Here is a 12,532-nt window from a genome sequence, read left to right on the forward strand (position 1 = left end):
CTTCTTATCCAATTTCTCCGTATTTCATTTTATAAGATACATAACCTGATTTATAAAAGTATTTTTGTTTTTCCGCTTCTTTGTAATCTAGAAGTCCTAATGCACGAATTATATTAAAAGCAAAGTCTACTGCACTAGATCCGTTTGCTGTGACGAGGTTCTTATCAACAACACTATCTTCATTCATAAAGTCTAATGCGTTTGTATAGGCTTTGTAGTGCTCTTCTGTCGTCCATTGGTTTAAATCATTTCCTGTATGTTTATATCCCGTAAGTAATCCATTTCGTGCAAAGAAGTCAACAGCTGCACATATTGCACCTACAACGATATTGTTGTCTAATGATGTCTTAATGAGTTGTGCGAGTTGTTCATTTTCAATTTGTGACCAATTGTTACCGCCAATGATAATTAAAGCATCATAAGGGTCTTTAATGTCATCTATTGTATAGTCAACGATTGTCTTCAACTGCCCGATAGATGTAACAGTTGATTCACCTAATGATACTGTATCGATTTCAAACCCGTGTGACATAGCGAGTTCTGCAGCAACGTAACTGACTTCCCAATCTGCATATGCTTCTGTAAGAACGATTAACGCTTTTTTTATAAAAATAACACCTCTTGTTAAATTTATTTAAAGATTATTTTTATCATGATACAAAGGCATCTCATATGCAAATGATAACTAACGGTATTTGTGGTATGATGTAATAAATGATAACGTTTCTCAATTATAGAAGGGAATATAACGGGAGTGAAAAGTTATGCAAGTTGTACAAAAATTTTTATGGAATGATCGATTTGTAACGGTTGCTATGCCAGTTGGTTATGATGAACAAAATCCTAAACCATTCAAGACAGTAATCGTTCAAGACGGGGATTATATATTTAATAAACTGATTGAAGATAAGCCACGAGATATTATGTATGTCGGTATTGAACCGGTTGATAGAAATAGGGAATATACACCATGGGAAGAGCAAGTTGATCAAGCACATTATGCGGGAGATGCTGATCAATATTTAGATATGTTGGAATTTGAATTAATACCATTTCTTAAAGAACATTATCATATCTTTGATGAAGCGGAATATTTAGCAATCGGTGGTGGATCATTCGGCGCGTTAGTCTCATTATATGCTTTATTAACACGTCCACACTTATTTGGTAGCTATATTTTAATGTCTGCTTCTATGTGGTATCCGAACTTTTTAGACTTCATTAAAAATAGTAAACCAATAGCGTATCCACGTCATATTTATTGGTATGTAGGAGAGCAAGAAGGAGTAGAATATCCTAATATTTTAAAATGGATGGTACCGAATACATATGAAGCCGTTGAATTGGTGAAAGAGAAACTGGTTCATGATGATTCGACTTTAACGTTTATAACAGATAAAGAAGGCATTCATAGACATGAATACTTTGAAAAATATTTCGACAAAGCAATTCATACGTTGTTTTAGATGTGATTATTATAAGAGACTTAGACATGATGAGGTGTCTAAGTCTTTTTTAATGCGATGTGACAGGGCATGTGACAATATTGTTCGTTGTATTTCTTTGTATAAATGATAAATTATAACAAGGAATTAAAGGAGGCATATGTCATGAATCCGACTGCATCGAATCATCGTATTTATCAATTAGATTATATTAGAGGATTTGCTTTATTAGGTATTATTTTTCTTAATGTTTCAAGCGTTATACAAGTACCATTTGATTTTTCAATAGTAGAAGTTCGTTATCAAAAGTTTTTAGATATATTTATTGAATCAAAGTTTATGTCGATTTTTTCATTTTTGTTTGGTGTTGGTTTTTATATTTTTATTAATCGTGCAAAAGCGAAAAGTAAACATCCATATGTAATTTACTTGAGAAGAATTGTGATATTGGCGCTGTCAGGATTAGGGCATATGCAACTCCAACCGGGAGAGGTATTGCTCGTATACGCCATATTTGGTTTAGTGCTACTACCACTGTTTAAAGTGAATAAGTGGGTGAATTTCGCAATCGGTATCGTGCTCTTATGCGTAGCGATTGGCTTAGGTGGAAAAATATTAATGCCGCTTCCACTGTTCACTTTAGGTTTAACATTTGCTCAATTTGGTCTACATCAAAAAATGTTCCAGTATAGAAAGTATTATGCCATTATTGCGGTAATTTCGATGATCATTTCGGTAATCGGCATCTATTATTTAAATGAAATTTACGTTGGCGCTTCTTATCAAGCGATTAAATATACAGGTATTTCTGAAGCACAATATTTGAAACAATACGCTTTAACAAATCAATTTATTTTAATTTTGAGTCCTATCATGACGATATGTTACTTTAGTTTACTCGTCACGTTGTTACAATATAAAGTCGTGCAACAATTATTGAAACCGTTAAGAACGTATGGGCAAATGGCACTTACGAATTATATCGGACAGACGTTGTTGATACTATTATTTAGCTATGGATTAGGATTATCAGATTGTCGTTTAATACATACGGCGAATCTTTGTTTAATCATTCTTGTCATACAGCTAATATTCTCAAGTTTATGGTTAAGTTACTTTAAATATGGTCCGTTAGAATACTTATGGAAAATTGGTACGTATTTTAAGATGTTTCCAATAAAATAAAAGCATAGAGTCTGGGATATGATATCCCGGAGTCTATGCTTTTTACATGACTTCAATCATAATTTTAGTGATATATTCATTCTCATTATTTTTAATAACTGAATCAAATACATATTCTTCATATACATATTCACCCATCTTTAAATTCAATTCATCTATTTTATTTAACATTTTGTTATACGCTTCTTCAACATGTTCATCAATGCCTATATAATAACCGACTAAATATTTCCCTTTTAACGTAACGGTATTTTTGTAGTGCTTTTTAGAATTTGGGGTATTCACATATAGGTAACTATAATGATAGTAATTACCACTTAAAATATCATTTTTGTGCGTTACGACACCGATTGGCTGACTAGAAAAAATTTCGTGTGATTTCAGCTCATCAATAAACTGGTTAATCGATATTAAGAAATCGAGTTCTGAAGCATTCGCGATGTTGTCACTGATATAGAAAGTCATTTCATCATATTCTTCAATTTTAATTTGATCAAAGGAAGTTTCCATAGCATCTCTGATGAGTTGAATCTTACTATCAATGATCATTTCATTGTATTCTAAATGCTTCTTCTGTTCTTGAATCGTTTTCTTCTGTTGCGTCATCAAATTTAAAAAGTGCTCTGGTGATTTATTTTGTGTATATTCTTTAATTTCTTTTAATGGCATGCCGAGTTCTTTCAATAAAGTTATTACACTTATAAGTTCAATTTGTTTAATGGAGTAATATCGGTACCCAATTTCGTTCTTATAATCTGGTTTGAAAAGATTGATTTTATCATAGTATATGAGTGTCTGACGGCTAACATTTGTTAAGCTTGCAAACTCACTTATAGGTATTTGATTAATTTTTTGCATAAATTAAGTTCCTCCTATTGACTGTATAGTTACTATACACTATAAATTGTATATATTAAAGATTGCATTATGTTATGCAAATCAAAATAAATAGATTAGAATATAGTGAAAATCACTTAATATTTGTAAAAGTAATGAAGAAGGAGGTCTAAAATGAATAATAAGTTAAACGTTTTATATTTTAATATATTTTTAATGTTTTTAGGTATTAGTATTGTCATACCAGTATTGCCTACAATTTTGCATGATTTAGATTTAAATGGAAGTGATTTAGGCATGCTGGTCGCAGTATTTGCAATGTTCCAAATGATCGCTTCACCGTTCGGAGGACGATTTGCAGATAAGTTTGGCAAAAAAATTATTATCATTATCGGCCTGCTGTTATTCTCCATTTCAGAATTTATTTTCGCAATGGGTAATTCATTTTCAATACTTTTAGTTTCAAGAGTATTAGGTGGCATTAGTGCAGCGTTTGTCATGCCTGGTGTAAATGGTATGATTGGTGATTTATCAACTTCAGAAAATAGAGCAAAGAACTTTAGTTATATGTCAGCCGTTATTAATACAGGGTTCATAGTTGGACCGGGTGTAGGAGGATTCTTAGCAGAAATTTCGCATAGAATGCCTTTTTATTTTGCTGGTGCACTTGGCATCATCGCTTTGTTATTCTCGATATTCCTTTTAAAAGAAGCAAGTGACGATGATTCGAATGAAACAGCACGTCCAAAAGTCAAAGAGCCATTTCCATATAAAGTGTTTGTCGTACCCGTCATCATTATGTTGATATTGTCTTACGGTTTAGCATCTACAGAAACAATGTTCTCATTATATACAGCAGAGAAAGTAGGCTTTGAACCGAAAGATATTTCTATCGCGATTACAGGTGGCGCTATAGTAGGGGTTATATTCCAATTATTCTTATTCGAGAAACTTGTCGGTAAGATCGGTGAAATAAAATTAACGCTATTCTCATTAATCTACTCAGTGTTAATACTTGGTGCATTTGTATATGCCTCTCACTACATTACAGTGATGTTAGTCAGTTTCGTAATATTTATAGGATTTGATTTAATCAGACCATCCATGACAAACTATTTCTCTAAATTAGCAGGTAATAACCAAGGTACTGCAGGTGGCTTGAACTCAGCTGCCACTAGCGTTGGTAACTTAATAGGTCCATTAGTAGCCGGAGCAGCATTCGATATTAAAATCGACTTCCCACTATTTATAGCCATGGCATTCTTTATCATCGCTTCAATTATCATCGTATTTTATAGACCAGATAAATTAAAATTCTAATAAAAAGTCAGGGACACCTCGCGTGATGTCCCTGACTTTCTTTTTTGGAGAAGTATATGGGGGTGAGGAGTAAGTTGGGGATGGTTAGATGGATAGTACGGACTGTATTTATAGAAATGGGAGCGACAAGAAAATTAGGAGGTCTGTATTTATCAAGATTGACCAAACAAGATAAATAGAAGCGTTGTATTTATCAAGATTGACCAAACAAGCAACATACGCACCTCACATACCGCCATCCCACACCAAATACACCCATCCACTACATCTCAAATATGAAAAAAGCTGAGGTAGCGGTCAATTTCCGCTGTCTCAGCTTTTCTTTTTATTATATTTGGTTTAATGCTTGGTTTAAGTCTTCTACTAAGTCTTCTGTATCTTCTATACCGATAGATAAACGGATCATGCCGTCTGCGATACCTTCTTTATGACGAATTTCTGCTGGTATTGATGCATGTGTCATAAGACTTGGTACTGAAATTAAACTTTCTACTGCGCCTAAACTTTCTGCTAATGTGAATAATTTTGTGTGCTTAATGACTTCTTTTGCTTTTTCTACATCAGCGACTTCAAATGAAATGATACCTGGGTATCCTGAAGCTTGTTCGAAGTGAATGTCGCGATTCACATGGTCTTCATTTAATGGATGAATTGTTTTAACAACATTTTCATGTTTGTTTAGTAATGCTACGACTTCTTTAACGTTTCTATTAATTTGTTCTACTCTTAAACCTAATGTTTTGATACCACGTGTTAGTAAATAACTATCTTGAGGTCCTAAAATACCACCAGTTGAATTTTGGATGAAACCAATTCTTTCTCCAAGACTTTCGTTAGCTGTTACAACTAATCCTGAAACAACATCACTATGTCCGCCTAAGTATTTTGTAGCTGAGTGAAGGACAATATCAGCACCTAGGTCTAATGGATTTTGGTAATAAGGTGTCATAAATGTATTATCTACAACAGTTAACATGTCATGTTTTTTAGCGATGTTACTTGCTGCTTTAATATCTGTTACTTGAAGTAACGGATTTGATGGTGTTTCGATAAATAACATTTTAGTTGTGTCTTTAATAGAAGATTCTATATTGCTTACATCAGTTGTATTGATAAAATCAAATTCAATACCGAAGCGAGAGAATACTTTTGTTAATGCACGGTAAGTACCACCGTATACATCTGAATTAATTAAAATATGGTCACCTTTGTCTAATAACATGATGACTGCTGAGATTGCTGCCATACCTGAACCGAAAGCATAACCATTAGTACCGTGTTCTAAATCCGCGATTAATGTTTCTAATGCTGTACGAGTAGGGTTAGCTGTTCTAGAATATTCATAACCTTGTCTTAAATTTCCGATTCCGTCTTGCTCATAAGTACTTGTTTGATAAATTGGTGTTGTTACCGCACCTGTATATGCATCTGTTGTTTTACCGCCATGGATGAGTAATGTTTTTTTATTCATAATTTTTTCCTCCATAATTAAATATATTTTTAGACATATATCTATCACTGCCATCAGGAAAAATGACGACAATATGTCCTTGTTCGATTTGTTTTGAAACGTCTATTGCTGCTTGTAATGCTGCGCCTGATGAACTACCAGCAAGAATACCTTCATTTAATGCAAGACCTGATACATTTGTAAATGCATCTTGATCCGAAATGACTTTAATATCATCGATTAAATCTCGCTTTAGAAATGGTGGCCACTTTTCAACGCCAATACCTTCAGTATCGTGAGCATGCGCTTCGCCACCAGCAAGAATGCTTCCTTCAGGTTCTACAATGATATTACGTACTTGATGTTTTTTCATGACTGTAGCTATTCCTGTAAAAGTTCCGCCAGAACCAGCGCCAGCAATCAAATGTGTGATGTCTGGACATTGTTCAAGAATTTCTGTCGCTAAAGTATGAACATATGCTTGTGGATTTTGTTCATTTTCAAATTGATTGATGTAATAAGCGCCATATTGTTCAGCGTAGGACTGTGCTTGTTGACGTGCACCTAACATACCTTCAGAACGTGGTGTTCTTCTTACTTCAGCACCTAAAGCTTTCATAATATTCATTTTTTCTTCAGAAAAGCCTTCAGGTGCAAAGATAACGCAGTTCATATTGTAATGGTTCGCTACGATAGCAAGTCCAATACCTGTGTTTCCGGCAGTGGCTTCAACTATTGTATCACCAGAACGAATATTACCTTCAGCTAGTGCATGTTCTATCAGATGCTTGCCTAGTCAATCTTTGATGCTGCCACCTAAATTATAACTTTCTAATTTCGCAAATATTTTCACATTGTCTGTACTGTAATGTTCCAATAAGACAAGTGGCGTATTCCCGATTAAATCAAATGATTTCATCCCATTACCCCAATTTAAATTAATAAATATCTTAGTTTTTCAATAAGAATTATAGGTTAAACATTATTAAAAATCAACTAAATTAAATTTGTTAGAATATTAAAAATATAATAAAAACAAAGTTAGTATATTTTTTATACTCAAAAGCATTGACATTTATTTGGAAGAGCGTTACAATTATCTCGAAATCGAAATAATATTTGAATAGGTGATGAACATGGATAGAACGAAAGAATCATTAAAAGCGCTAGTAGGTATAAAACGTACAAATGATACGTTAGATCGTATTGTTAAACAAGATATGAAGAACTACGGTTTAAATATTACTGAATTTGCTGTAATGGAACTTTTGTATCATAAAGGTGATCAACCTATTCAAAAAGTAAAACAACGCATCTTAATTGCAAGCAGTAGTACAACTTACGTCATCGATCAACTTGTTAAGAAAGGCTATGTAACACGTCGACAAGATGAACAAGATAAACGTATTACGTATGCTGTTCTGACTGAAAGTGGCCATGAATTGATGGAACGTATTTTTCCACAACATGCTGAAACAATTGAACAAGCATTTTCTATATTAGATGACGAAGAGCTTGCGATTTTTCGTAGAGCACTTAAAAAAATAAGCGCAAATTCTACTGAGTAGAAGATAGCGCAAATTTTTTTACAACTTTTTATTTCGAATTCGAAATAAAAATAAAGAGAGAAGGAAACTATAATGAGTAATCCAGAACTTATCGGTATCCATCACGTAACTGCCATGACAAATGATGCAGTAAGAAACTATGAATTTTTCACACAAGTACTAGGTATGCGTTTAGTTAAGAAAACAGTAAACCAAGATGATATATATACGTACCATACATTTTTTGCAGATGATCAAGGGTCTCCAGGTACAGACATGACATTCTTTGATTTTCCAAATAACCCGAAAGGTAGTCGTGGTACAAATTCAATTAGCCGTGTAGCATTCAGAGTGCCAAACGATGCAGCGCTTGAATATTATTTAAATCGCTTTGAAGAATTTGGCGTTAAACATGATGGTATCCAAGATTTATTCGGTAAAAAGGTATTACCCTTTGAAGAAGAAGACGGTCAAAGATATCAATTAATTTCAGATGAATTAAATGAAGGTGTTAAACCAGGTATTCCTTGGAAAAATGGTCCAGTACCTGAAGATAAAGCAATTTATGGATTGGGACCAATTGAAATTACAGTGAGCTATTATGAAGACTTAAAATCTGTATTGAAACAAGTTTACGGTATGAAACCAATTATTGAAGAAGATAACGTAACATTGTTAGAAGTTGGAGAAGGCGGTAACGGTGGTCAAGTTATTTTGAGAAAAGACGACCAAGGTCCTGAAGCAAGACAAGGTTACGGTGAAGTACACCACGTGTCATTCAGATTAAAAGACCATGAAGCGATAAAAGCGTGGGAAGAAAAATATAACGAACTTCGCATTGGTAACTCAGGTAATGTTGATAGATATTATTTTGAAGCGATATACGCAAGAATCGGTCATATTCTTATAGAAGTATCTACTGATGGACCAGGATTTATGGGAGACGAACCTTATGAAACATTAGGTGAAAGTCTTGCATTACCACCATTCTTAGAAGCAAAACGTGACTACATTGAATCTGAAATTAAAGCTTTTGATACAAGTAGAGAACATTAATGAGAAAAGGTGTGGTTAAGATGAAGGAGATACGACCAGAAGTCTTATCGCAGAAAGAAAACTATAAATTGTTAATAGGATCTATTATTCCTAGACCAATTGCATTAGTAACGACAGAATCAGATGATAACGTACTGAATATAGCACCGTTTAGCTTTTTCAACGTTGTATCTTCAGACCCACCGATTCTTTCTATCGCAGTACAAAGAGTGAATGGTGAAATGAAAGATACTGCACGAAATATCATTCAGAATAAAGAAGCGGTCGTGCATATTGTAGATACAGATAATGTGCGTGATGCGAATCAAACAGCAGCTTTGTTAAGTCATGAAGAGAGTGAACTCGAACGTACGAATTTTGAAACAGTAGATTCAGTTGAAGTATCTGTGAAAGGCTTGAAGCAAAGTAAAGTTCGATTTGAAGTGGTTCTATATGATGATATTGTAATTGAAAAAGACGGACAACCTATTTCAGATTTATTACTGCTAGAAGTAAAGTATTATCATTTTGATGAGCGTATTTATGAGGATGGCTATATTAATAAAGAAAAGCTCAATGCGGTAAGTAGACTTGCCGGGAATGATTATGCTGAAATTGGACACACATTCACAATAGAAAGACCATAATATGATGGGAGATAGTAAATATGAAACATATTTTTAAACAAGGTGCACAAGGTAAACCAGTATTTCCATTACTTCACGGAACAGGTGGAGATGAAAGAGATTTATTACCATTAGCAGAAATGCTTGATCCGACTTATAGTATTTTGAGTGTTAAAGGTGAAGTATCTGAGAATGGTATGGCTAGATATTTCAGAAGACTCGGAGAAGGGCAATATGACTTAGAAGATTTAGAATATAGAGGACATGAACTGTATCAATTTATAGAAGAATCATCTAAAGAATATGGGTTTAAATTAGAAGATGTTATTCCAGTAGGATTCTCTAATGGTTCTAATATGGCGATTAATCTCATATTAAGAGAACAAACACTATTTCAAAAATCATTACTCTTTGCACCACTTTATCCATTAGATTTAGAAAATAATCATAAAGATTTATCTCATTTTAATGTCTTTTTATCAATGGGTGCAAGAGATCCAATCGTTACAAACGCACAAAGCGAGCGCGTGATAGAAATATTTAAAGAACGAAACGCAACCGTGACAGAAGCATGGGTTAACAGTCATGAAATAACGCAAGAAGCGGTACTTAAGGCAAGAGAAATATTATAAAAAGAAGACCAGCTCGGGTGAGCTGGTCTTTTCTTGTGTGAGGGAGAGTGGGGAGCGAGTATGGTGGGAGTATGGGTTGGAGTAGGAGTGGCTAACGTTCAAGAGTGGAAAACAAGATCGTTAGCGCACCAAATCGTAGTTGGAAATGAGTATAAATACACCAAATGAGCTATCTAACGATCAAGAGTGGAAAACAAGATCGTTAGAAATTCTAACGTCCAAGAAAACGAAACAAGATCGTTAGCGCAGCAAATCTCAAGGATTCAAAGTGAAAAAATAACATAATAAAAAATCTCATGTTGCACTGAATAATTCAGGTACATGAGATTTTTTTATTTTATGATGGTACTTCTGTTCTTTTTTCGCTATGTTTTCTAAGGATAGCTGCTGATATAGCTGATACCCCACCGAAGATGATAAAGCCAATAAACATCCACATTGTACTATTAAGTTCGATATCGTGGTGTAAATACAATAGTCCTCGTAATGTTTCTGCATAATGTCTAAATGGATTCCATCCGATCATATAGTCTTGATAAAATTGTGGCAACATTTGTGTTGGTAACATGATGAGTTGCAAACTAAAGAATAACAATACCATAAATAATGGAATAGCTTTGATACCTAACCATGTCATAAATCCTAAGATTAGACTGATGAATGCAAGGATTGCGATTGAAATGTATAAACCGATTTTAGTTGGTTCGTTAATTGTTACATCTAATACGTGCGTCATAAAGTAAATATATCCGAATCCGCTGATTAATGCTGTAACGATTGCACCGCCTAATTGGCCAAGTGAAGCGATAATACGGTCTTTAATTGTGATATTATTACTTGTTCTAAATGAGAAGAATAGAACAACTGACCCAACTAATGATGCTAACCATACTGGTGTGAACATTAAGAGTGGTAAGTTTCCGTTAGCTTGATGTGATTTAACAGCGTTCATGTTTGTTTTATCCACTTTAATTGGATTTGTGATACCTTGAATATCTGAAGCTGAAACATCGACATCCATTTTATCTAGAGTTTGGATACCTTGTTTAGAAATTTGTGTATTCAGTTGATCACCGATAGTCGTTAACATTGTGTTCGCAAGTTGTGCACCTTGCATGCTTGAACCTTCGTTAACGATGATTTCAACTTGTCCTTGTTTCACCTTAACAGGTTCAACTTTGTTTTGTTCTTGCATTTTTTGAGCTTGTTCAGGTGGAATTTGTCCACTTTCGATTTTTTCTTTCATTTGTGACTGCATTTCTTTAATTTTTGCGTCTTGTACAGTTTTTTGAACTTTACTCATTGAATCTTTTGAAAGATTTTCATCTAAAATTAATGCCCCATAATATTTGTTGTCTTTGAAGCCTTGTTTTAAATCTTTCTTACTATCTACATCTACCCATTCAACTTTGTCTGATAAATCTTTATTGTCTTTAATTTTATCTGCAAAAGTTTTCCCGATATTGACATCTTTGTCTTGCATTGTTGTACCTTTATCTTGGTTTACAATCGCAATTGGGACTGATTTAGGTTCTGGATTATATGCTGGAATAAAAGCAATCGCTAATAATAAAAGTATGACGATTACTAGAATAGGTGTCATCCAAAAAAGTTTCTTTTTGAAAATATTCATATTTTTTCCTCCTTGTTTAATGAACGTTGTGTTGATTATTAATAACATTGTTTATTATAATAGAATTTAAGATAGTTACAATCGTCAATTGTTTACGATACGTTTGTTAATCAACAAAAACATGAAAATTGTTCATTAAAATAAGGAGAATGGTGAAAAATGGCAGAAGATCGACGCGTAAGAAAAAGTAAAAGAGCAATTAAACAAGCATTTATCCAGTTATTAAAAGAAAATAACCTTGATCGTATTACGATACAACAAATTTCAGATTTAGCAGATGTTAATAGAGGAACTTTTTATTTAAATTATGAAGATAAATATGCTTTGTTAGATGAAATGGAAAATGAACAAATAGAGAAAATTAAAGGATTTGTAGATATTAGAAAGATGGATTTATCCACTAAGACGAGTGATCGTTTTATTGAAGACTTTGCGAATAAAATTATTAAAAATGTCATTACACATATTGAGCATAATATAGAATTTTATCAAGTGATTCTCAACTTAGAACGTAAAAGTCAAATCGAAGAACAATTAGCAGATATTGTGAGAAGTAATATTAAGCATTTAATAGGTAATAAAGATAATGTATTTGGCATTCCAGAAAATTATTACTTAAGTTATGTAGTAGGTTCAATGATGTCGATAATCAAATATTGGGTATCAGATGAAAATCGCGTATCCGTAGAAGAACTCGTAAATTATGTCTCAACAATCGCATCAACAGGACCACTGTCTATTATGAAACGTATGATAGATGAGAATATTAAGTAATATAGAAGAAAATAATCATGATATGAATATAATTGGTAGATGGTAGAG

12 protein-coding genes and 1 pseudogene are annotated in these 12,532 nt (G+C 33.4%); 8 read left to right on the plus strand and 5 right to left on the minus strand.

The window, feature by feature from the left end; translation table 11 throughout:
- Positions 1 to 4: 4 nt before the first annotated feature.
- Positions 5 to 634: a DJ-1/PfpI family protein gene (locus MUA60_RS02755; protein ID WP_316964800.1), complete on the minus strand. Its 630-nt coding sequence runs from the start codon at positions 632 to 634 to the stop codon at positions 5 to 7.
- 130 nt (positions 635 to 764) lie between these two features.
- Between MUA60_RS02755 and MUA60_RS02760 the strand changes: the two genes are divergently transcribed.
- Positions 765 to 1,466, plus strand: coding sequence for an alpha/beta hydrolase (locus MUA60_RS02760; protein WP_262649577.1), 702 nt, complete (start codon positions 765 to 767; stop codon positions 1,464 to 1,466).
- Positions 1,467 to 1,610: 144 nt separating this feature from the next.
- Positions 1,611 to 2,630, plus strand: a complete 1,020-nt coding sequence (locus MUA60_RS02765) for a DUF418 domain-containing protein (protein ID WP_262649578.1) — start codon at positions 1,611 to 1,613, stop codon at positions 2,628 to 2,630.
- A gap of 42 nt (positions 2,631 to 2,672) precedes the next feature.
- Here MUA60_RS02765 and MUA60_RS02770 read toward each other — a convergent pair whose 3' ends face one another.
- Complete coding sequence (locus MUA60_RS02770; protein WP_262649579.1) at positions 2,673 to 3,488, minus strand: MerR family transcriptional regulator; 816 nt, start codon at positions 3,486 to 3,488, stop codon at positions 2,673 to 2,675.
- Between the two features lie 153 nt (positions 3,489 to 3,641).
- Here MUA60_RS02770 and norA point away from each other — a divergent pair, with 153 nt between their 5' ends.
- Positions 3,642 to 4,787 (plus strand): multidrug efflux MFS transporter NorA, encoded by a 1,146-nt coding sequence (norA, locus tag MUA60_RS02775; RefSeq protein WP_262649581.1) that lies wholly within the window; start codon positions 3,642 to 3,644, stop codon positions 4,785 to 4,787.
- Positions 4,788 to 5,115: 328 nt separating this feature from the next.
- Here the strand turns inward: norA and MUA60_RS02780 are convergent, their stop codons facing one another.
- On the minus strand, positions 5,116 to 6,258 hold the full coding sequence (locus tag MUA60_RS02780) for an aminotransferase class I/II-fold pyridoxal phosphate-dependent enzyme (RefSeq protein WP_262649582.1): 1,143 nt from the start codon (positions 6,256 to 6,258) through the stop codon (positions 5,116 to 5,118).
- A pseudogene (locus tag MUA60_RS02785) lies at positions 6,251 to 7,156 on the minus strand (PLP-dependent cysteine synthase family protein). Before MUA60_RS02785 ends, MUA60_RS02780 begins: the two are co-directional and overlap by 8 nt.
- A gap of 217 nt (positions 7,157 to 7,373) precedes the next feature.
- Between MUA60_RS02785 and MUA60_RS02790 the strand changes: the two are divergent.
- The 4 genes from MUA60_RS02790 (at position 7,374) to mhqD (ending at position 10,077) form a co-directional block, all read left to right on the plus strand.
- Positions 7,374 to 7,805, plus strand: a complete 432-nt coding sequence (locus tag MUA60_RS02790; RefSeq protein ID WP_262649584.1) for a MarR family winged helix-turn-helix transcriptional regulator — start codon at positions 7,374 to 7,376, stop codon at positions 7,803 to 7,805.
- Positions 7,806 to 7,877: 72 nt separating this feature from the next.
- Positions 7,878 to 8,840 (plus strand): ring-cleaving dioxygenase MhqE, encoded by a 963-nt coding sequence (gene mhqE, locus MUA60_RS02795; RefSeq protein ID WP_262649586.1) that lies wholly within the window; start codon positions 7,878 to 7,880, stop codon positions 8,838 to 8,840.
- Positions 8,841 to 8,860: 20 nt separating this feature from the next.
- Positions 8,861 to 9,466, plus strand: a complete 606-nt coding sequence (locus MUA60_RS02800) for a flavin reductase family protein (protein ID WP_262649588.1) — start codon at positions 8,861 to 8,863, stop codon at positions 9,464 to 9,466.
- 20 nt (positions 9,467 to 9,486) lie between these two features.
- Positions 9,487 to 10,077, plus strand: a complete 591-nt coding sequence (mhqD, locus tag MUA60_RS02805; RefSeq protein WP_262649590.1) for a methylhydroquinone degradation carboxylesterase MhqD — start codon at positions 9,487 to 9,489, stop codon at positions 10,075 to 10,077.
- 337 nt (positions 10,078 to 10,414) lie between these two features.
- On the opposite strand, the gene MUA60_RS02810 is transcribed toward mhqD, so the two are convergent.
- Positions 10,415 to 11,710 (minus strand): YhgE/Pip domain-containing protein, encoded by a 1,296-nt coding sequence (locus MUA60_RS02810; RefSeq protein WP_262649591.1) that lies wholly within the window; start codon positions 11,708 to 11,710, stop codon positions 10,415 to 10,417.
- A gap of 159 nt (positions 11,711 to 11,869) precedes the next feature.
- Here MUA60_RS02810 and MUA60_RS02815 point away from each other — a divergent pair, with 159 nt between their 5' ends.
- Positions 11,870 to 12,484: a TetR/AcrR family transcriptional regulator gene (locus tag MUA60_RS02815; protein ID WP_262649593.1), complete on the plus strand. Its 615-nt coding sequence runs from the start codon at positions 11,870 to 11,872 to the stop codon at positions 12,482 to 12,484.
- Positions 12,485 to 12,532: the final 48 nt, after the last annotated feature.

The sequence above is a fragment of the Mammaliicoccus sciuri genome (assembly GCF_025561425.1).
GTDB lineage: Bacteria > Bacillota > Bacilli > Staphylococcales > Staphylococcaceae > Mammaliicoccus > Mammaliicoccus sciuri_A.

Excerpts from the sequence above, each read along its gene's own strand:
- MUA60_RS02760 (WP_262649577.1), top strand. The coding sequence starts at position 765 with ATGCAAGTTGTACAAAAATTTTTATGGAATGATCGATTTGTAACGGTT.
- MUA60_RS02810 (WP_262649591.1), bottom strand. The coding sequence starts at position 11,710 with ATGAATATTTTCAAAAAGAAACTTTTTTGGATGACACCTATTCTAGTA.
- MUA60_RS02770 (WP_262649579.1), bottom strand. The coding sequence starts at position 3,488 with ATGCAAAAAATTAATCAAATACCTATAAGTGAGTTTGCAAGCTTAACA.
- MUA60_RS02765 (WP_262649578.1), top strand. The coding sequence starts at position 1,611 with ATGAATCCGACTGCATCGAATCATCGTATTTATCAATTAGATTATATT.
- mhqD (WP_262649590.1), top strand. The coding sequence starts at position 9,487 with ATGAAACATATTTTTAAACAAGGTGCACAAGGTAAACCAGTATTTCCA.
- MUA60_RS02780 (WP_262649582.1), bottom strand. The coding sequence starts at position 6,258 with ATGAATAAAAAAACATTACTCATCCATGGCGGTAAAACAACAGATGCA.
- MUA60_RS02790 (WP_262649584.1), top strand. The coding sequence starts at position 7,374 with ATGGATAGAACGAAAGAATCATTAAAAGCGCTAGTAGGTATAAAACGT.
- MUA60_RS02800 (WP_262649588.1), top strand. The coding sequence starts at position 8,861 with ATGAAGGAGATACGACCAGAAGTCTTATCGCAGAAAGAAAACTATAAA.
- mhqE (WP_262649586.1), top strand. The coding sequence starts at position 7,878 with ATGAGTAATCCAGAACTTATCGGTATCCATCACGTAACTGCCATGACA.
- norA (WP_262649581.1), top strand. The coding sequence starts at position 3,642 with ATGAATAATAAGTTAAACGTTTTATATTTTAATATATTTTTAATGTTT.
- MUA60_RS02815 (WP_262649593.1), top strand. The coding sequence starts at position 11,870 with ATGGCAGAAGATCGACGCGTAAGAAAAAGTAAAAGAGCAATTAAACAA.